Genomic DNA, 21,353 nt, shown 5'->3' with positions numbered 1-21,353 from the left:
CGAAGCTACATAGACGGTCAGAAGGCCTGTTTACAACAGATACCTTCTTTTTTTGTGCTCTTTTTTATTTAAGTTTACACACCAGTTCATCATACAAGGAGAATATTATGAAAAATGATAATTATAAAACTATTCCTAAAGAACTTTTTGATATTTTAAAGGAAATTCCCAAAGCCGCCTTAGCTTATTCCGGAGGAGTGGATTCAAATTATTTACTCTATGCTGCAAAAAATTGTGGTGTCGATATTAAACCCTACTACATAAAATCAGATTTTCAACCTGAATTCGAATTAAAGGATGCCATTGAATATGCGAAACAATTGGGATTTGATTTAAGGATAATTCCTCTAGATATATTAAAGTTTAAAGAGGTATATTCCAATTCAAAAAAAAGATGTTACCACTGTAAAAGAAACATTCTATCTAAAATATTGGAGGAAGCCAATATGGATGGATACGAAATTCTTCTAGATGGAAACAATGCCAGCGATATGGAATCGGATCGTCCAGGTATGACTGCTGGTAAGGAATTAAATATTATCTCCCCTTTACGGATAGGAAATTTAACTAAGGATTTAATTAGATATTATTCTAAAAAAGCTAATTTACCAAGTTGGAACAAACCCGCTTATTCCTGTTTGGCAACTAGAATTACTACGGATACAAAAATAGAAAAAAGTCTTCTTATCAAGGTGGAAAAGGCTGAAAACTTCTTATTCGACCTTGGCTTCGATGATTTTCGTGTAAGGGTACTAAATGGAGAGGCCAAAATTCAATTAAAGGAAGATCAAATATTTAAATTGATAAAAAACAGAAAAAGAATATTGGATAATTTCTCAAATATATTTAAATCTACCAATTTGGATTTAAAAACAAGAGACTAGGTGATAATATGAATGATTTAAAATTGATGAATTTATTAAAAGAAGTTCAAAATGGAGGCAGAACTCCAGAGGAGGTATTGGAGTCTATAAGAACAAACCCCTTTACCGATTTAGGTTATGCCAAAATTGACAACGAAAGAAAAATGAGACAAGGCGTTCAAGAAGTTATTTACGGTGCCGGCAAAAGTATTGAGCAAATTGATGGAATTGTTAAGAGCATGTTGGAAAACAATTATAAAAACATTATAATCACTAGATTAAATGAAGAATACGCCAATATTTTAAAGAAGAAATATAATTTAACATACTCTTCCATGGCTAAATTTGGAATAGTGAATTATGAGGAGGAACGGGATAAAAAAGGGAATATTGTAATTGCTTCCGCTGGTACAAGCGATATGTCTGTAAGCGAAGAAGCAGCATTGACTGCTGAGGTTCTCGGAAATAATGTAACTCGACTATACGATGTAGGCGTTGCAGGATTACATAGATTACTAGCACATTTGCCATCCCTTAATTCTGCTAGGGTAATAATTGCAATAGCCGGAATGGAGGGAGCTCTTCCCAGCGTCATCGGTGGATTAGTAAGTTGTCCTATTATTGCTGTTCCTACTAGTGTGGGTTACGGAAGCAATCTAAGAGGTGTAACAACGCTTTTAGCAATGTTGAACTCCTGTGCTTCAGGGGTTTCCGTAGTAAACATAGACAATGGATTCGGTGCCGGTTTCATAGCAAGTAGAATCAATAAAATGGAGAGTGTAAAATGAAAATACTTTATTTAGAATGTAGTATGGGTGCTGCTGGAGATATGTTAATGGCATCTTTATTAGAGCTTATTCCGCAAAAAAATGATTTTATCGATAAAATAAATAATTTAGGAATTCCCGGTGTTAAAATCACTTATGAAAAAAGTGAAAAATGTAGCATTACTGGAACGAAAATATCTGTTTCCATAAATGGTGTTGAAGAAATAACAGAGGATATACTCTCTAAAAACCCTATTGAACATGGTCATAGTCATGAACACGGTCATAGCCATGAACATGGCCATAGTCATGAACACGGTCATAATCACGAACACGGTCATAGTCATGAACATGGTCATAATCATAATGGGATGAAGGATATAGAAGAAATAATCACTTCTCTTTCCATACCTGACAATATAAAAAACGACGCCCTAAGTGTTTATCAATTGATTGCTGAGGCAGAATCTAAATCCCATGGCAAGCCAGTTGAACAAGTTCATTTCCATGAAGTTGGAACCATGGACGCCGTTGCAGATATTCTAGGAGTATGTATGCTTTTAGACGAAATCAATCCTGATAAAATAGTAGTTTCACCTATTAATTTAGGCTATGGTCAAGTTAGATGTCAACATGGAATACTACCCGTTCCTGCACCTGCAACAGCATACATATTAAAAAGTGTTCCAACTTATTGCGGAAATATCGAGGGGGAATTATGTACACCTACAGGAGCAGCCCTATTAAAATATTTTGCAGATGAATTCTCTACACAACCTCTAATGTCCATTTTAGAAATAGGTTATGGAATGGGGCAAAAGGATTTTCCACAAGCTAATTGTATCAGATCATTTTTAGGAGAAACCAAAGATAGCGATGAAAAAATAATAGAGCTCGTCTGTACCCTAGACGATATCACTGGAGAGGATATAGGATATACCATGGAATTACTATTTAAAAACAACGCTGTTGATGTTTTCATAGTGCCTATTCAAATGAAAAAAAATCGTCCTGGCAATTTATTGGTATGTAATTGTAAACCAGAAGATGAAAAAAATTTGTTAAAAATAATTTTAAAACATACCTCTACATTAGGAGTTAGAAGATATATTACTGAAAGATACACTATGAATAGGACAAATATGGTTTTAAATACCATTTACGGTGAGGTAAATGTAAAAAAATCCTTTGGACACGATATTGTAAAAACTAAATTCGAATATGAGGACCTTGTAAAAATTGCTAAAGAGCAAAATCTATCCTTAAATGAGGTTAGAATGGAATTATATAAAAAATATCTTTAAAACAATTCTTACTTTTTAAGGATTATTAATAAAAAAAGACAGATAAAAATTATCTTAACCCCTAAATCCGAATAAGGATTTGGGGGTTTTGAAATATCGAAATATAATTTAAAACTTTGGCTCTTTGTTAAATAGTATTGGTATATAATAAAATACAGGAGGTTAGGATGAAAAAATATTTTAACAACAAATTATTAAATTTAACTGTAGCCGTGTTTCTAGTCCTTATTTCAGTTTTAAGCATAGCTATAAAAGGATTTACCTTAGACAAGATACTTATTCTTCCATTCTCATGGATTATAATGATAACCTGCATTAATGATATTATAAGAATGATAAAATTCTACAATAAATCAAAACATTTAAAAATTTTAAAAATATATTCTAAAAAAAATGTATTCCATTTTTTATCAGCTATTTTCTTAATAGTTTTCCTACCTATTGTTACATATTTTGAAAGTGATTTAATAGATTTACTACATATGTATCCAATGTATATATTAATTCCCTTAATTCCTTCCATGATACTTGGCCTTGGAACTTTTTTAGGAGCAATGGTAGAAACCTATACTAGAAATAATACAAATATATATCTAGTACGAGATGGTTTTGGTGGAGTTGATCTTTATACAGTAAATTTAGGAGTTTTTGAAGATGGTTTTATTATAGAAACATATATTTTTAAATATTCTAATATTAATTATATTGAAGAAAAAGGAAATGATTTATATCTCTATGGTACAAATGATTCTAATGACAAGGAAAATAGAGATTTTAAAATAGTAGTTCAGACTATAGAAACTAAGAAAAATCTAATGAACTTCATTCAAAAGAATTCCTTATAATAAATTTAAAAGAAGCTATTTCCCATAGAGCCTATAAGATTTTATGGGAAATAGCTTCTTTTTTGCTTTTATTTAAATGTTGATTTTGCTAAAAGTTCTTTTACTTGATTATCTGTTAAGTCTGAATGATAAAATAATTTATAAAATTCTTTTGTTTCTTTTACCATATCATACTTATAAATATCCGGATAAACTAAATTCCCTAACCATTTTATACCTATTATTCTATTGGCATTTGGTGGTGAGCCTAGCCAATCATATGGTTCACCGGGAGCTTCATAATATTTATTATCCTTTATGGCCTGTAAATCCTTCCAAACAGGATCATCTCCAACTGTATCATAGATGCTATCATTTAAGAACATTATTATATTAGGATTCCAAAGGGTAACTTGTTCCATTGAAACTTCTTCCCAACTTTGACTGTTTTTAGATTCCTCTTTATATACATTTTCTGCTCCAATAAAATTAATTACTTCTGCATGAATACTACCTTCTGAATTAGTTTGTAAACCTGAATCCCCTCGACCATAGTAGACAGTAATTTTATCCTTAATAGTTTCTCTTTTTTCCTTTACATCTTCTAATGTTTTTTCTATGTATTCTGCTTGCCTATTGGTACTTTCTTCTTTGTCTAATAATTTCCCTAAGGTCCTATAAGCATCTGCTGTATTTTCTAGCATACACTCTACAAATATTACTGGAATATTCGTTTGTTCTTGTAGTCCATCTAAATCTTCTTTCATGGATTCTTTAACTTCTCCAACATCTATTATTACATCTGGACTAGCTTTTATCATTTCCTCATAGTTCATACTTGCATTTTTACCATAAAATGTTCCTATTACAGGTAGGTTTACTAAATCATCAGGCAAGTATTTCTTCAGACTTTCTGACGGTTCACTTCCCCATCCTACTAACATATCTGGTGCTATAGTAAACATCATCATTTGAGCAGGATTTCCGGCTACGGCAATTTTAGTGATTTTTTCCGGTAATTGTACTTCTCTTCCTATTGAGTCTATTACCTTACCATTTTCACCAAATTCAAAAGAATAGAACTTGTCAACTTCCTTTCTCTCTTCTACTATTTGCGTCTCAGCTGTTTCTTTTTTTCCACTAGTTGGCTTACCTGCATTATTGTTATTACATGCTGTTATTGTAAAAATAGCTACTAATAATAAGGCTACTATGGATAATCTTTTTCTAAAATTCTTCATATTTTACTCCTTTTTTAGACTAACCATATTTCCATATTTAAAAAATTCCCTATGACGTCCTGAATTTATAGTATCTATTACTCCTTGTTTATTCTTAACTATAAATCCCGACAAATCACTTACTCCATACTTAAATAATATTGGTGTTATTGGTGTACTTGGTCCAACCATTATTGTTTTTTTATCTTTACTAAGTTCTAGTAATCTTGGAAATGTTTTATTTACAATTGTTGAAGAGGTTATGAATATATAATCAGATTTAGGAAGTAGATATTCACATGCTGAGTCAGGATAGTCCCCTTTTCTTGGATTTCTTTCAATTATATATAAATCACAAATATCTTTTATTTGTTTTTCTAAAAAAGGAAAATGTCCTATTACAGAAACCTTCTTTCCTACTACTATTTCCCTGTATACATCAAAGGCATCTTTGTTACTAAAATCCACTTTGTTTTCTTCTGCTTTACTAAAAGTATTATAATATGCATTTATTGCTGCTAAGCCTAAGGAGCTTTCTCTAAAATTCCAAGATTTAGTTAATTTAGCTACATCTTTTAATTCTTTTCCTATTAGGGACTTGGTAAAGCTATATGCCATAGAATCGATATTTATTGTCATTCCTAACCCGATATTTTCATTGGTTTTTATCCAGCTCCAATGCCTGCCTATAAAATAATCCTTTATTATTAAATTAGAAGGGATGTTTTCTATTAATTCATCATAAATTTCAAAAAAGTTATTTTTTCTCATAATATTGTTCTCCATTACATGATTTACAAATAATCCTATTATCTTTTATTATTTCATTGCCATCTAATATTTCTTCATGGCAAATACTACATTTTTCAACTCTACATGGTGGACCTGGTAAATCCTCTTGTTTTATTTTCACCCTTACCTCTTCTATAGTAAATAGTTCTTTATCTGAAAATCCATTAAAAAACTCTACAAGATCCTGTCCCTCTTTTGCATACTCATTGAATTTTTTATATATTCGAAAAGCCTTTTCTTTTTTAATATCGTAAAAAGTTGCCGCCATTTTCCCAAAGGGTTTTACTTTTAAAGTTCTTTTACCTATTTTACATCCTGTTACAGTTCCTATTGCATCAGCTAAACATCTATCTGTTTCAATAAATACAATTAAATCCCTATAGGCTTTAGGATTGCTTATACCTAATAATTCAAGTCCTAATCTAGCCATTCTTACGCCTAAAACCTGCCCTGAACATAGATGTCCATGATAGTTGGAAGCCTCTTTTAAATCCTCATTAAAACTATTAATCAATATTACACCTGCCTATTACCAGTATTCCTATATTTTTATATTTAGGTAAATAATAAGGATAGTTCTTATTATTTATATTTATTAATTTTCCTTTTACTCTATTTTCATCTAATTTACTTGAGCTATATGAATTATAATATTCCTTTGCTTCTTTAAGGTTTTTTAATGGTTGTCCAAACTCCCCATTATAAATTATTTTTTTATAGTCTATTTTTTTATTCTGTAAAATTTTCTCAACATCTTCTATTTTTTGTTTTTTTAAATCATATAACCCTTTTCTTCGACTTGTATTTTTAATAATTACCAATGTTTTACATTTATCTAGTAAAAATTCTAAATTATAGTTCATATCTAAAAAATGACTTGCTATAATACAATCTACAAATTTCTTTTCTTCTAATACTGTCCTATAGTCCTTATTTATTGTTTCAATATTATCAATACTTTTTTCTAAAATTATTTTATTTAGCTTCCCTATAACCTCTTTATTAATATCTATACAAAATATTTTTTCAGAATGTTCTGATAAGCTTAAGGATAAATACGACAAGCCGCAACCAATGTCATAAATAGTTCTTTTTCTTCCAATTGTATTTAATAATATTTCTGCTAATTCTTCATTAAATAAGGTATATTCTGACGCCCTCTTATAAAGTTTAATTTTCTCTTCAGTCCATACAAAACTCATATTTTATACTCCGGTATTAACATAAATTCTTCCCTTCCCCTATATTTCATTTTTTCTATATGAAGATTAATCTTGTAAATTTTTGATAAAATCTCTTCTGTTAAAATTTCTCTAGGATTTCCCTTAACTAATATTTTTCTATTATGAAGTACTAAAACTTCATCAAAAAACATATAGGAAAACTGTGGATGATGTGTTGATTGAATAACTGTATATCCTAATTTTGCCAACTCTTTAGATTTGTTTAAAATTAAAATCTGATTTCCATAATCTAAATTAGATGTTGGCTCGTCCATGACAAGTACCCTTGCATCCTGCATTAAGGCTCTGGCAATTAAAACCAATTGTCTTTCCCCACCAGATATTTCCTTGTAGCCTCTATTGGCTAAATGTGATATTCCCAATAGTTTTAATTTTTCCAAAGCATTATTTTTTTCTTCCTTGCTTACCCCTGTAAATTTATTTGCCCTAGTATTTGCCCCCATCTCAACTACATTAAGTACCTTATGATTGAAGGTTGGATAATGAGACTGAGGAATATAGGCAATTAACCTTGCTCTTTCTAAAGGATTTAACTTATTGATTTCAATACCATTTACTAAAACCTCTCCAGATTTAATATTTAACATTCCAAAAATTATTTTAAATAAGGTAGTCTTACCTGCTCCATTTTTTCCTAGTATACCTAAAACAGAACCTTCTTCTACTTTAAATGAAATATTATCTAAAACTAATTTTTCATTATAAGCAAATGATAAATTTCTTATTTCCAACATTTAATCGTAACCTTTCTTAAAAATTAAATATAAAAATAATGGCGCTCCTATAAAAGATGTTAATATTCCTATAGGTATTTCCGATGTTGCAACAGTTCTGGCAATATTATCTATTATTAATAAAAAAATAGCCCCTACTAAGCCTGATGTTGGTACAACAAATCTATAATCATTTCCCACTAATATTCTAGAAAAATGCGGAATTATTAAACCTACCCAGCCAATCATTCCTGTTATGGAAACACATGCTGAAGTCATTAAAGTTGTTGAAACAACTATTAAAAGCCTAACTATTTTCACATTTACTCCCATAGTTAAGGCCTCTTCTTCACCCATAGTAAGTAAATTCATTTTCCATTTTAATATCATTGAAATAACTATCCCTATGGTAATTGGAGGTATTATTAATTTTAAATCTCCAATTCTAGCCGATGCTAAAGAGCCCATTAACCAATATGTAATTGAGGGCAAGGTGTTATCTGTATCTGCAATTAATTTTATAAAGCTAATTAAAGCAGAAAAAATAGAACCTATAGTCATTCCCGATAAAACTAAACCAAGTATTCTATCTATTTTAAACTTTAAACTTACAAAATATGTAATGGTTACAGCAATTATTCCCATACTAAATGCCAAAAACGAAGTTGCTGTATATCCTAAGGTTAAGAACAAGCCTAAAGCTGCCCCAAAACCCGCTCCTTGACTGGCACCTAGAATATCTGGTGAAACCATTGGATTTTGAAATAAAGCTTGATAATTTGAACCAGCTATTGACAAGGCCCCTCCTACAAAAACCGCCGCTATAATTCTTGGAGCTCTTATTTTAGTAATTATTGTAATAATTTCCGTTGAAATATTTTCTGAGTTACTATTAAAAAAAGACCTTACAAATTCAAATAGCTCTTTAGGATAAATAGGGTATCTTCCTATAGCAAAAGATATAATTATTAATAGAAGTAAAAAAACAAATAAAAAATACATTATATTATTTTCTTTTTTAGCTATAATAATCCCTCCTAAATTTTTCAAATTCGTTATGTATATATAAATATAACCTTTTCCAAGGTTTATGTCAATTTACTTTATCTATTTTCACAAAAAAAGACCCTATATTCAATTTGATATAAGGTCCTTCTTAAAATTTTTATATTTAATTTAAAATACAAATGCTGTTTTGTTTTTTATAAATACATCCCAAATGTATACTGCTATGGCTATAAGTAATATTTCATATTTTTCATCTATAATTTCTATTGACATTTCTTCGTAATTTCTAAACCCCTGTCTTAAAGACTTGATTTTTCCAATATTTTCTAGTTCAAAAACCTTGTTTTCTTTATTAAAGGATATATGCTTATTTAAATCATAGAATTTAATATCTATTTCTATAAACTTATCCTCTACTTTAGATTTTATACTACCTAGTTCTTCTTGATTTTTTAATAATTTATATTCTTTATTCATATCGTAAAAATTTCTTTCTACCTTTAATACTTCATTCTTTTCCTTGTCGAAAAAAACAAAATTCGCCCCTTTAGAAAAGGTTTCTCCTATAAAAGCATCAAAATAAGAAGCTGAATCTCCAACTTTTTCACCAATATAAACAGGCTCTTCCTTTTCTTCTTTATATATTTTAAATCTATCCTTAACATATTTATCAATTTTTATATTATATTCCATAGCAACCTCCTCGTATAATAATATATTTTTATTATATCATGTATATTTAATTAAGTAATTTTCAATTTATCGTAGAGTAAGGAAATATTTAATATCCATTAGAGCATTAAAAAAAGACAAGTCGTATATGACTTGTCTAATAAAATAATAATTATTTGTTAACTGCTTCTTTTAATGATTTTCCAGCTTTAAATACTGGTGCGTTTGATGCAGGTATTTGTATTTTTTGTTCAGGATTTCTTGGATTTCTTCCTTCTCTAGCTTTTCTTGCTCTTGATTCAAAAGTACCAAATCCAACTAATTGTACTTTATCTCCTGCTGCTAAAGTTTCTGTTACAGTTTCTATAAAAGCATTTAATGCTCTTTCTGACTCAACTTTAGTAAGATTACTCTTTTCTGACATTTTACTTAATAATTCTGATTTATTCATTATTTTATTATCCTCCTAATATGGTAAAAATTGAACACATGCCGCATCCATGATATTGATTATATCTAACTTATATTAAAGTTTCAAGGTTTTATTCTATTTTTAGCTAAATTATTCCCAATAAATATAATTATGTTAAATTTTATTCAGATTTTTCTGTATTTTCTGTTGCTTCCGTTTCTTCTACAGCTTCTGTTGAAGGTTCTTCTGTAGCTTCTGTTGCATTTGTACCTTCTTTTGCTTCTGTTGCTTCTTCCTTTTTCTTAGCTTTTTCTTCTGCTTCTTTTTCTTGTTCCTCAGTTATTTTATTAAAGTCAAAAGATTTTAAAGCCTTTTCTATATCATCTACTTCTTTACCATCTTGATTATAATATTTTATTTTTAATGATTTTTCTTCTTTTTCTATTTCTTCATTTATTTTTTCATTTAATAGATTTGTAGATATTTGTTCTTTTACATTTTTTAAATAATCTTCACTTGCTTCTGAAATTTTATTAGCTTTAGCATTTAATCTTATTATATGATAGCCAAATTCTGTTTCAACTAACTCTGAACTTGTTGTTTCTGGCTCCATTTCCTTTACAGCTTCTGTAAATGTTTCTACCATTGCATCTTCTCCAAAATCACCTAATGGTTGTGCAAGTAAAGCTGTATTTCCTACTGTTTTTGCAATTTCATTTTCTTCATCTTCAGATGTACTTTCCATTGATGCATCATTTTTATTTTTAATTTCGTCAAATTTATCTTGGAAGGAAACCTCTCCTGATTTAATTTGCTCTAAAACAGCTTGAGCTTCTTCCTTTATTTTAGCTATTTCAGCTTCATCTGTTATAGTTTCATTTGCTTCATCTTTTGTTGAATATAAAATATGGTCTGCATTATAAACCGGTAGGTAATTATCCTCTTCTTCTTCTAATTTCTTATCTATTTCTTTATCTGAAGGAGTTAATTCCTCTTCTAGTTTTTCCTGTAATTTAGAAAATGTCATTTGAATATTAAAATATTCTCTCATTTCTTCTCTAAATTCTTCTTCTGTCATTCCTTGAGCTTTTAACATTTCATTAACTGCTTCTTTTCCACCAGCTTGCTCTACTTGATCATCAATAGCTTTTTCAACTTCCTCATCTTCTATCTTAACCTTTTTACTTTCAGCAAGTTTTAAAGCTGTTTCGTTAAAAATCAATCCTTCTAATATTTCTTTTCTTTGATTTAGTGCTGCTTCCTTACCTTCTTCTGTACTTTCATCAAAAGGATTTACACCTGTGTACATCATTTGTTGGGCTGCTGCACTTTGAAAATTTGTATTAACTTCTTCTGCAGTTATATACTTATCTCCTACTTTCGCTATAGCATTTTTAGGTTTGGAACCACCACAACCAGTTAAAATTAATGAAAGTGTCATTACCCCTGCTGCAATTTTTATTATCTTATTTTTCAAAAATATCCTCCTAATTTTTCTCATTATTTATTTTAAAAGTCATTATAACTTTTAATAACTCGATTATATTTTTTAAATTATTATCTTTAAACTCTATAGATATTATAGGTTTATCTGATAGGTCAAAGTTCATTTCCCCTTTGTAGTTTTCACTTATAAATTCTAATTCCTTTAAATCCAATTCTTTTTTGTCGCTATATATTATTTCTATCTTACCTGCTTTTTCAAAAAGTCTTTCAAAGCCACATTTTGAAGCATAGGACTTCATTAATGAAATATCCATTATATTCTGTACCATTTTTGGTATATCACCAAACCTATCTATAAGTTCTTCAACAATTTCATCATAGTCCTCTTCTGTATTAATTGATGCGATTTTTTTATACATATCAATTTTTTCATTTGAATCTTCAATATAGCTAGATGGAATATAGGCATCTATTTTTATATCTATTTCTACTTCTGAAGCCTTTACTTTTGGAGCTTCTCCTCTAATTTCACCTAGAGTTTCCTCTAATAGTTTAACATATAAATCATAACCTACTGCAGAAATATGACCACTTTGAACTTCCCCTAAAATATTACCTGCTCCTCGAAGCTCTAAATCCCTCATTGCTATTTTATATCCTGAACCAAATTCTGTAAAATCTTTTATTGCCATAAGTCTTTTCTCAGAAATTTCAGTTAAGGATTTGTTTTGTTCATAAGTAAAATATGCATAGGAGGTTCTATCTCCCCTACCTATTCTACCCTTTAGCTGATAAAGTTGAGAAAGTCCCATTTTATCTGCATCATAAACTATCATAGTATTTACATTTGCAATATCAAGGCCTGTTTCTATAATTGTTGTACAAAGTAAAATATCATATTCCCCATCGCCAAAGTCCAACATTACATTTTCCAATTCCCTTTCAGACATTCTTCCATGGGCAATTGCAATTTTTGCATCTGGTACTAAGTCTAGAAGTTTAAACCTTACTTCATCAATATCGTGTATTTTGTTATATACAAAATATATTTGCCCCCCTCGAAGCATTTCCCTATTTATAGCATCTTTTATAATTTGAGGATTAAACTCTATTACATAGGTATTTATAGGAAATCTTTCTTCTGGAGGTTCGTCTAAGGTAGACATATCTCTAATTCCTACTAAGCCCATTTGTAGAGTTCTTGGAATTGGTGTTGCTGATAAAGTAAGAACGTCTATATTCTTCTTTAAGTCCTTTAATTTTTCTTTATGCCTTACTCCAAAACGCTGTTCCTCGTCAATTATAAGCAAACCTAAATCTTTAAAAACCAAATCCTTTGACAATATTTTATGTGTTCCTACAACAATATCTATTAAACCTCTATTTAAATCCTTTAGGATTTGTTTTTGTTCCTTTGCTGTTCTAAACCTTGAAAGCATCTCTACCTTCATAGGATAGTCCTTAAAACGGTCTAAAATTGTATTGTAGTGTTGTTGGGCTAAAATAGTTGTTGGAACTAAAACCGCTACTTGTTTTCCATCCATTATAGCTTTAAATGCTGCTCTAATAGCAACTTCTGTCTTACCATAACCAACGTCACCACAAAGAAGCCTGTCCATTGGTTTGTCCGACTCCATATCCTTTTTAATTTCCTCAATACTTCTAATTTGACTAGGGGTTTCCTCGTATATAAAAGAACTTTCAAATTCTTTTTGCCATTCAGTATCTTTTGAAAAACTAAATCCTTTTATTTTAGATCTTTCTGCATAAAGTTCTATTAAGTCCTCAGCTATAACCTCTACAGATTTTTTGGCTTTCTGTTTAGCTTTTTGCCATTCAATACCACTTAATTTGTTAAGCTTAGGCTTAACAGCTTCTCCACCAATATATTTTTGTACCAAATTCATCTGATCTGTAGGTATAAATAGCTTGTCATTGCCTCTATACTGAATAATAATATAGTCTTTTTTTATTCCTTGAACTTCTATTTGTTCAATTCCTTTATATTGACCAACTCCGTGATTTTCATGAACTACAAAATCATCAATTACCAAATCGGAATAATTTATTATATCCTTTGCAGTTTTTTTCTTAACTCGTTTTTTAGTAAATTGTTTGGCTTTTCCATAAATTTCTTTATGGGTCAAAAACAAATATTTAATATTTCTATATTCAAATCCAGAAGGTAATGAACTACCAGAAATAAATACTTGTCCTGTTTTTATTTCATAATCGAAGCCATCTGTAATAACGGAATTTATTCCTTCTGATTCAAATAAGTCCTTTAAAAACTTTGCCTTTTCCTTTGAATCGGCAAATACTACTATTTTATAACCATTATATATATTGTTTTCTATATATTCCGTTAGGACAGTTAAATTTCTATTGAAATTAGGAGCTTCCATTGACTCTATTTTTATTTCTATTTTTGGATTTAATAGCCTTGTTTTTTTCATTAAGGAAGTGGAGTTAATTACTGTAAAAGGCTCTAGCCTCTCTAAAATACTTTTAAAGGGTAAAAGTATTTTTTCATGTCTTTCAAAAGCCTCTCCCTTTTCTTCCTTATATGCCAAATCCTCTGCAGCCATCATTGATATTTCACTGTTTCTATCGTAGATTTTGGCTATATCGTCTATGAAAACAATAGAATCCTTGTCTAAATAATCTGTTAAAAGACTAAAGTCTCCCTTTCCTAAATAAGGGGAAACTAAATCCATATTGGAAATAAATAAATTATTTTCTAAATATTCCAATATGCCAGAAAATTTATTAAGTAAATTTTCCTTATCTATTCCATAAAGTACCCTATCTTCTGCCTTATCTAAATCTTTACAAAGACCATCAATAATTTTCTTTCTTTGTTTATCATTTAATATTAACTCCCTTGAAGGAGGTATGGAAAAATCTTGAATATTTTCAATAGAGCGCTGTGTTGCTATGTCAAATAATCTCATAGAATCTATTTCATCATCAAATAACTCTATTCTTACAGGATTGTCCATTTGTATAGGATAAACATCTAAAATACCACCTCTAATGGCAAATTGACCCTTTCCCTCTATCATACTTACTCTCTCATATTGTAAGTATGTTAATGTCTCTGTAATTTCTTCAAGATTTATTAAATCATCAATATTTATTTTCAAACTTAATTTTTTAAAATTGGTTTTACTGGTAATTCTTCTTTGTAATGCATTAGAGCTAGCAACAGTTATAAATTTTTCCTTATTAAATAATCTATTTATAACCTTTAAACGACTATCTTCGTTATTTTTTTCCAAACTGCTAATATTATAATAATTTATTTCACTACTTGGAAATATCTCAACTATTTCCTTATTATAGGCTAGTATATTTTCATATAATTTCCTTGCAGCTGTATCATCCTCTGTAATAACTAAGATATTTCTTTTTTCATTATTGTATAGAGAATATAAAAAATGTCCTAGACTGTCTTTTATTAAGCCATGCATGTAAATTGAATTTACATTATTATCTATTGCCTTTTTTAAATCCTTATAACCTTGCAGGTTTTTTATTGGGTCTGTTACGTAGTTCATTCTACACCTCCTTCCTTAATTGGAACTTAAACAAGCCCAGATTTCTCTGGGCTAGAAGAATTAATTTAATTCTAAATGACTCTTGCCATTAAATCTATTCATTGCTTCTTCTATGTTACTTCCAATTATTAGTTCAGTAGCTTTTACTGAATCATCTATTTCTTTCTCTAAAACTATAATTTCATCTTTAGTAAAATTACTTAAAACAAAATCCGCTAAACTCATTTGTGGTATTTTTTCTCCGACAGATATTTTCACCCTTGGAAAATTGTCGCTTTTTAAATGGTAGATTATAGATTTTAAACCATTATGGGTACCAGCTGAGCCTTTTTTCTTAATTCTTATTGTTCCAAAAGGTATGTCTATATCATCACAAATTACAATAATATCATCTACTGGAATATTATAATAATTAGAACATTCCATAACTGCAATTCCTGAATTATTCATATAGGTTACCGGCTTCATAAGAATTACTTTTTCCGAATTAATTCTTCCCTCACCATAAAGTGAATGAAATTTTGTTTTATTTATACTAATGTTATTTTCTTCTGCTAATTTATCAATAGCCATAAAGCCTACATTATGTCGATTTCCCTCATATTTTTTACCAGGGTTTCCTAATCCAACTATTAATTTCAAAATATCTACTTCCTACTATCCCTTTCTTCTTTTCTTTTCACCCATCCAGATATATTTCTTTGCTCTGCTCTTTCAACAGAAAGTTCTCCTTCTCCTACATCCTTTGTAATTGTAGAGCCAGCTGCTATATATCCTTTATTTCCAACACTTATAGGGGCTACTAAGTTTACATTACTTCCAATAAAAGCATTATCCCCTATTGTTGTTCTATGTTTAAGTTTTCCATCATAGTTTGCAAATATAACTCCACAGGCAATATTTACATCCTTTCCTATATCTCCATCGCCTATATAAGCTAAATGTCCAGCCTTAGTTCCATTATCTATATTGGAATTTTTTACTTCAACAAAATTTCCTATGTGGATATTTTTACCTAATTTAGAATTTGGTCTTAAATGTGCATAAGGCCCAACATCTGTACCATCACCTATTTCACTATTTTCAATAGTAGATGATTTTATTGTAACATTATTTCCTATTTTAGAATTATCGATTACAGTGTCCCCATGAATTAAGCAATCTTCTCCAATTATAGTATTGCCGGTAATTCTAACACCAGATCTAATTTCAGAGTCCTTACCAATTATTACAGAATCCTCAATAAAAATATTGCCAGGGTTTTCCATAATAACTCCATTTAGCATATGGTAGGAATTTATTCTCTTTCTTAATACTTCCTGTGCAATTGAAAGTTGTAATTTTGAATTAATTCCATAAACTTCCTCTACATCATCTATAAGAAAAGTTGAAATCTTATCTCCTCTTTCTCTTATAATTTCAAAAATATCCGTTAAATACATTTCCCCTTGAATATTATCTTGATCTAATTTACCGATGCTGTCTTTTAAAGCTTTGCCATTAATTACAATAAAACCCGAATTAAATTCTTTTATTTTAAGCTCTTCTTTAGTACAATCCTTATGCTCGACGATTTTTATTAAATTGCCTTCATTGTCCTTGATAATTCTACCATATCCTGTTGGATCTTCAATGTTTGCTGTTAAAACCGTAGCAACGTTATTGTTTTTAATATGAAAATCCATAAAATCCTTTAGGGTTTGTCCTTTTATTAGGGGAGTATCTCCCGTTAAAATAAGAACATTATCCCTGTCATCTATTTCTTCTAGTGCAAGGCTAACAGCATATCCTGTTCCATAAGGATATTCCTTTCCAATTTTTTGTTCCTTTATAACAATATCTTTATCCGATAAAATATTTTTTAAATCATTTTTATTTTTACCTGCAATAATAATTTTTTTACCAACATTAACACTATCACTTGCATCAAGTACATATTCAATCATAGGTTTATTTAATAATTTATGTAGAACTTTAGAATTCTTCGATTTCATTCTAGTTCCTTCACCTGCTGCAAGAATTATACAAATATTCATTTTCTCCTCCATATTAGTAAGAATTATACTACTTCTATATTATATTAAAAACAGTTTTAAAGTCTATCTTTTTTCATTTCTTAGTTGTTTTGTAGTAATTAACATTGCATGATATAATAACTATGTTTAGGAGGCTTTCTATGTTTAATTTTAATTTATACGATAAAAATATAAAAAAAGTTCACTTTATTGGAATAGGTGGAGTAAGTATGAGTGGAATTGCCGAACTACTTAAATTCCACGACTTTGAAGTATCCGGTTCCGATAGAGATGATTCAGATACATTAGAACATTTAAGAGGATTAGGAATAAAAGTCATAATAGGACAAAAAAAAGAAAATATTAACAACCCGGACTTAATTATATATACTGATGCTATTCTTCCAGACAATGAAGAATTAATTGCTGCAAAAAACACAGGAGTTCCATGTGTATCTAGAGGAGTGTTCCTAGGGGCACTTATGAGAAATTACAAATACTCAATAGGTGTATCAGGCTCCCATGGAAAATCTACAACAACAAGTATGATTTCAAAAATTCTTATAAATTCCGAAGTAGATCCTAATATTCTTTTAGGCGGAAAATTAGACGAAATCGATGGAAATGTTCATTGTGGAAAAAGTGATTATCTTTTAACTGAGGCCTGTGAATTTAAGGCCAATATCTTAAATTATTATCCATCAATGGCAATAATTCTTAATATAGACGAGGACCACTTAGATTTTTATAAGGATATAAATCATATTGTTAGTACCTTTATAGGTTACATGAAAAATTTAGATGAAAATTCCAAGGCTGTTATAAATATAGATGATAAGAATTGTCTACCCCTTTTAGATCATATAAAAGGTGAAGTTTTAAGCTTTGGTATAGAAAACGAAGAAGCTGTTTATAATATAAAAAATATTTCCTTTGATGAAATAGGTCATCCAAGTTTTGATATAATTAGTAAAAAAGAAGGTTTTGGAACTCAACATTTTTCACTAAATATAATTGGACGTTATAATATCTATAATTCTGCAGCAGCTATTATTGCTTCCTTTGAATCTGGAATTGACTTGGAAACAATAAAAAATAGCATGTATGAATACAAAAATCTTCATAGGCGTATGGAGGTTATTGGAAAATATAATGATGCAGTAATTATGACTGACTACGGTCATCATCCTGTAGAAATAAAAGCAACAATGTCAGCACTGGCTGAACATAAAAAGAAAAAACTTCTATGTGTTTTTCAACCACATACCTATAGTAGAACAAAACATTTGTTAAATGATTTTGCAAATTCCTTTTATGACTGTGACGAGGTAATTGTTACAGAAATATATGCTGCTAGAGAAAAGTTCGACCCTACTATTCACTCCGTTGATCTTGTAGAAAAACTTAGGGAAAATGGAGTTAATGCAATTTATTTAAAAACTTTTGAAGAAGCAAAAGACCATATACAAAAAGAAGTTAATGACCAGGATGTCGTAATAACAACTGGATGTGGTAACCCTGATGTTCTAGCTAAAATGATAGTGGAGTGATAAATAATGATATATTTGAATTGTGATTATTCTGATGGTGTTCATCCTAATATTCTAGAAAAACTAGTTGAGACTAACGATTATCAAACAGGAGTTTATGGATTTGACTCATTTTCAGATATGGCTAAAAAACAAATAAAGGATTTATGTAATAACCAAGACATAGATATATATTTTATTTCAGGTGGTACACAAACAAATGTAATAGCAATATCAGCAGTCTTAATGCATTACCAGGCTGTAATATCAGCTGATACAGGCCATATTAACACCCACGAATGTGGGGCAGTTGAAAACAGTGGTTACAAGATTTTAACTCTTCCTAATCATGACGGTAAACTTGTACCTTCCGATATTAAGGCTATGATTAAAGCACATCATATTCAAGGAATGTCAAAAATTCATGATGTACAACCTAAAATGGTATATATTTCAAACTCAACAGAATTTGGAACGATTTATACAAGAAAAGAACTAGAAGAATTATATAATGTTTGCCAAGAGTTAAATTTATTTTTATATATTGACGGTGCTAGATTAGGTTACGCCCTTTCTGCCGAAAATAATGATTTGGATTTAGAATTTATTGCAAGTCATTGTGATATGTTCTATATAGGCGGAACAAAACTAGGTGCCATGTATGGAGAAGCATTAGTTGTAATTAACCCTAAGCTTAGAGTTGATTTTCAATACAATTTAAAGCTTCGAGGAGCCTTACTGGCTAAGGGAAGATTTTTAGGAATTCAATTTTCCGAATTATTTAAAGATAATCTCTATTTTAAACTGGCTAAACACGCTAACTATCTATCAACAAAATTACGAAAGGCCCTAGTTGAAAAGGGATACAAATTAACGATAAATTCTCCTACAAATCTTACATTTGTAGTTATAAGTCAAGAAAAATTAGATGAATTATCTAAGGATTTCACTTTTGAAATAATGTCACAATATGACGAAAATCAAAAAGTTATAAGAATTGCAACTGGCTGGAATACAAAAGAAGAATATATTGACAAATTAATAGAGAAATTATAAAAGCTCACTAAATGTGAGCTTTTACTACATATATGCTTTTATTTCCTCTTGGTTCAAATAACGACTGTATACATCTAGAAAATCAGTATCAATAGAAATATTATTATGTAACTCATAGTAATCTATAATTGAGACAAGTTCAAATACCTTTCCATCTTCACTCTCATTATTTAAGGATTCAATATATAATTCAACTTTTTCTTTGATTTCATCTATCCTATTTAACTTTACTATAATTACAGCTTCTTCAAATATTTCTATAGAATCTAATGAATCTTTTAACAGTATTTTAACACTAAAATTTTTACACATAATAACTCCTTTTCTATACAAGGAATTATTATATACTAATATAATTATTTTGTGAATAGGCATTTAATATTTTAGCTAGGCTGAAACAATAACTTTACCTGCCATAGCACTGGAAATACTATCAATATCCGGAGATTTGCCTGAAAATTCTCCCATTATTTCTCCCTCAAACATAACTATAATCCTATCTGATATTTTTAATACCTCATCTAAATCTGCAGATATCATAAGAATTGAACATCCTCTATCCCTAGCTTTAATCATATTTTCATGAACAAATTGAGTAGCGCCTATATCCAAACCTCTCGTTGGATGAACTGCTATTAGAAAATCTGGCTCCGATTCTAACTCTCTAGCTAAAATAATCTTTTGTTGATTTCCACCAGATAAATTCTTAGCTAAATCTTCTGAGCCTCTACATCTAATGTCATATTTCTCCTGCATAGTATTACAGTAATCATTTATACACTTATGTTTTAATCTTTTTCCGTGTCCATCGGAGAATTCCGGAGCTCAGGTGTTTTTTAAAACAATATTTTCAGCTACTGACATTTCCCCAACTAACCCCATTTTATTTCTGTCTTCAGGTATATGACTTACATTTCTATTAATCAAACAATCAGGTGTAAATTTATTAATTTTTTCTCCATTTAAGATATACTCACCTGACTCAGGTTTAATTATTCCCGATAAAATAGAAGCTAATTGAGACTGCCCATTTCCATCTACTCCTGCTACACCTAAAATTTCACCTTTTTTAATTGAAAAACTTATATTCCTTAGTCCTGAATGTTTTGATTTACTATTATAGTTTATATTTTTCAAAACAACTAGATCTTCAGTATCAGGGTTTACTTTTTCAAACTTGCTTTCTTTTATCTCTCTTCCTACCATAATATTTGCTAATTCTTCTGATGTAACATCTCCAATATTAAAAGTTGCTACTGACTCCCCAGATCTTAATATTGTAACTCTAGTACTTACTCGCATAACTTCTCTCATTTTATGAGAAATAAATATTATAGACTTTCCTTCAGCTTTCAGTTTATCTATTATTGAAAATAATCCCTCAACTTCTTCATCTGTTAAAACAGCTGTAGGTTCATCTAGTATTAGAACTTCTGCTCCTCTATATAGAGCTTTCAAAATCTCAACTCTTTGTTGTTCACCTATAGATATGGTGCTAATTTTCTTATCTAAATCCACAGATAAGCCGTACTTGCTTGTTAACTTCTGAATTTCTTGTTTTTCATGTTTTTTGTCAATAAATAATTTATTAGCACGTGTTTTTCCAGTATTTCCTAAAATAATATTTTCAAATACTGTCATATCTTCAATTAACATAAAATGTTGATGTACCATACCTATACCTAATTCAACTGCTTTTGATGGAGTATCTATATTGACTTTTTTGCCATTAATATAAATTTCTCCTTCTGTTGGAAGATAAAGCCCACAAAGTACATTCATCAATGTACTTTTTCCAGCTCCATTTTCACCAAGCAAAGTTAAAACTTCACCTTTGTCTAAATAAATATTAACTTTGTTATTTGCTTTAAAGTTGCCAAATTCCTTTGTAATATTTTTCATTTCCAGAACATGGGTCATTTTTATCA

At 29.6% G+C, this 21,353-nt stretch carries 21 protein-coding genes; 6 read left to right on the top strand and 15 right to left on the bottom strand.

What is annotated here, in order from left to right; translation table 11 throughout:
- Positions 1-107: 107 nt before the first annotated feature.
- The 4 genes from larE to WAO56_RS11400 all read left to right on the top strand — a co-directional run bounded on the left by larE (position 108) and on the right by WAO56_RS11400 (position 3,779).
- Positions 108-884, top strand: a complete 777-nt coding sequence (gene larE, locus WAO56_RS11415; RefSeq protein ID WP_422144566.1) for an ATP-dependent sacrificial sulfur transferase LarE — start codon at positions 108-110, stop codon at positions 882-884.
- An 8-nt stretch (positions 885-892) separates the two neighbouring features.
- Positions 893-1,651: a nickel pincer cofactor biosynthesis protein LarB gene (gene larB, locus WAO56_RS11410; protein ID WP_422144565.1), complete on the top strand. Its 759-nt coding sequence runs from the start codon at positions 893-895 to the stop codon at positions 1,649-1,651.
- Complete coding sequence (larC, locus tag WAO56_RS11405; protein ID WP_422144564.1) at positions 1,648-2,934, top strand: nickel pincer cofactor biosynthesis protein LarC; 1,287 nt, start codon at positions 1,648-1,650, stop codon at positions 2,932-2,934. Before larB ends, larC begins: the two co-directional genes overlap by 4 nt.
- Before the next feature lie 167 nt (positions 2,935-3,101).
- Positions 3,102-3,779, top strand: a complete 678-nt coding sequence (locus WAO56_RS11400; RefSeq protein WP_422144563.1) for a hypothetical protein — start codon at positions 3,102-3,104, stop codon at positions 3,777-3,779.
- A gap of 68 nt (positions 3,780-3,847) precedes the next feature.
- Here the strand turns inward: WAO56_RS11400 and WAO56_RS11395 are convergent, their stop codons facing one another.
- The 12 genes from WAO56_RS11395 to glmU form a co-directional block, all read right to left on the bottom strand.
- Positions 3,848-4,999 (bottom strand): ABC transporter substrate-binding protein, encoded by a 1,152-nt coding sequence (locus WAO56_RS11395; protein ID WP_422144562.1) that lies wholly within the window; start codon positions 4,997-4,999, stop codon positions 3,848-3,850.
- A 3-nt stretch (positions 5,000-5,002) separates the two neighbouring features.
- A complete protein-coding gene (locus WAO56_RS11390; protein ID WP_422144561.1) occupies positions 5,003-5,749 on the bottom strand; it encodes a Rossmann-like domain-containing protein in 747 nt (248 codons plus the stop codon).
- On the bottom strand, positions 5,736-6,284 hold the full coding sequence (locus tag WAO56_RS11385; protein ID WP_422144560.1) for an FmdE family protein: 549 nt from the start codon (positions 6,282-6,284) through the stop codon (positions 5,736-5,738). The genes WAO56_RS11390 and WAO56_RS11385 overlap by 14 nt, the downstream gene beginning before the upstream one ends.
- Positions 6,277-6,972, bottom strand: coding sequence for a methyltransferase domain-containing protein (locus WAO56_RS11380; RefSeq protein ID WP_422144559.1), 696 nt, complete (start codon positions 6,970-6,972; stop codon positions 6,277-6,279). Before WAO56_RS11380 ends, WAO56_RS11385 begins: the two co-directional genes overlap by 8 nt.
- On the bottom strand, positions 6,969-7,748 hold the full coding sequence (locus WAO56_RS11375; protein ID WP_422144558.1) for an ABC transporter ATP-binding protein: 780 nt from the start codon (positions 7,746-7,748) through the stop codon (positions 6,969-6,971). Before WAO56_RS11375 ends, WAO56_RS11380 begins: the two co-directional genes overlap by 4 nt.
- Entirely contained in the window at positions 7,749-8,777 is a 1,029-nt protein-coding gene (locus WAO56_RS11370; protein ID WP_422146366.1) for a FecCD family ABC transporter permease, read from the bottom strand.
- A gap of 126 nt (positions 8,778-8,903) precedes the next feature.
- Positions 8,904-9,428 carry a hypothetical protein gene (locus WAO56_RS11365; protein ID WP_422144556.1) on the bottom strand — a complete coding sequence of 175 codons (525 nt, stop codon included), beginning with the start codon at positions 9,426-9,428 and terminating at the stop codon, positions 8,904-8,906.
- A 151-nt stretch (positions 9,429-9,579) separates the two neighbouring features.
- Positions 9,580-9,858 carry an HU family DNA-binding protein gene (locus WAO56_RS11360; protein ID WP_243661647.1) on the bottom strand — a complete coding sequence of 93 codons (279 nt, stop codon included), beginning with the start codon at positions 9,856-9,858 and terminating at the stop codon, positions 9,580-9,582.
- Positions 9,859-10,000: 142 nt separating this feature from the next.
- Complete coding sequence (locus WAO56_RS11355) at positions 10,001-11,296, bottom strand: SurA N-terminal domain-containing protein (protein WP_422144555.1); 1,296 nt, start codon at positions 11,294-11,296, stop codon at positions 10,001-10,003.
- 10 nt (positions 11,297-11,306) lie between these two features.
- Positions 11,307-14,825, bottom strand: coding sequence for a transcription-repair coupling factor (mfd, locus tag WAO56_RS11350; RefSeq protein WP_422144554.1), 3,519 nt, complete (start codon positions 14,823-14,825; stop codon positions 11,307-11,309).
- A gap of 60 nt (positions 14,826-14,885) precedes the next feature.
- Complete coding sequence (gene pth / locus WAO56_RS11345; RefSeq protein ID WP_422144553.1) at positions 14,886-15,467, bottom strand: aminoacyl-tRNA hydrolase; 582 nt, start codon at positions 15,465-15,467, stop codon at positions 14,886-14,888.
- A gap of 5 nt (positions 15,468-15,472) precedes the next feature.
- Positions 15,473-16,861: a bifunctional UDP-N-acetylglucosamine diphosphorylase/glucosamine-1-phosphate N-acetyltransferase GlmU gene (gene glmU, locus WAO56_RS11340; RefSeq protein ID WP_422144552.1), complete on the bottom strand. Its 1,389-nt coding sequence runs from the start codon at positions 16,859-16,861 to the stop codon at positions 15,473-15,475.
- 140 nt (positions 16,862-17,001) lie between these two features.
- On the opposite strand from glmU, the gene murC reads away from it, so the two are divergent.
- The gene (gene murC, locus WAO56_RS11335; protein WP_422144551.1) at positions 17,002-18,390 is read left to right on the top strand and encodes a UDP-N-acetylmuramate--L-alanine ligase; all 1,389 of its coding nucleotides are present in this window, start codon (positions 17,002-17,004) and stop codon (positions 18,388-18,390) included.
- 6 nt (positions 18,391-18,396) lie between these two features.
- Positions 18,397-19,425 carry a threonine aldolase family protein gene (locus tag WAO56_RS11330; protein ID WP_422144550.1) on the top strand — a complete coding sequence of 343 codons (1,029 nt, stop codon included), beginning with the start codon at positions 18,397-18,399 and terminating at the stop codon, positions 19,423-19,425.
- A 24-nt stretch (positions 19,426-19,449) separates the two neighbouring features.
- Here WAO56_RS11330 and WAO56_RS11325 read toward each other — a convergent pair whose 3' ends face one another.
- The 3 genes from WAO56_RS11325 to WAO56_RS11315 form a co-directional block, all read right to left on the bottom strand.
- Positions 19,450-19,737: a hypothetical protein gene (locus tag WAO56_RS11325; RefSeq protein WP_422144549.1), complete on the bottom strand. Its 288-nt coding sequence runs from the start codon at positions 19,735-19,737 to the stop codon at positions 19,450-19,452.
- 75 nt (positions 19,738-19,812) lie between these two features.
- Positions 19,813-20,181 (bottom strand): hypothetical protein, encoded by a 369-nt coding sequence (locus tag WAO56_RS11320; RefSeq protein ID WP_422144548.1) that lies wholly within the window; start codon positions 20,179-20,181, stop codon positions 19,813-19,815.
- 69 nt (positions 20,182-20,250) lie between these two features.
- Entirely contained in the window at positions 20,251-21,345 is a 1,095-nt protein-coding gene (locus tag WAO56_RS11315; protein WP_422144547.1) for an ABC transporter ATP-binding protein, read from the bottom strand.
- Positions 21,346-21,353: the final 8 nt, after the last annotated feature.

This window comes from Miniphocaeibacter sp. (genome assembly GCF_049276255.1).
GTDB lineage: Bacteria > Bacillota > Clostridia > Tissierellales > Peptoniphilaceae > Miniphocaeibacter.
Note: the sequence above shows the minus strand (reverse complement) of the source record. Positions and strands in the feature narration are given on the sequence as shown.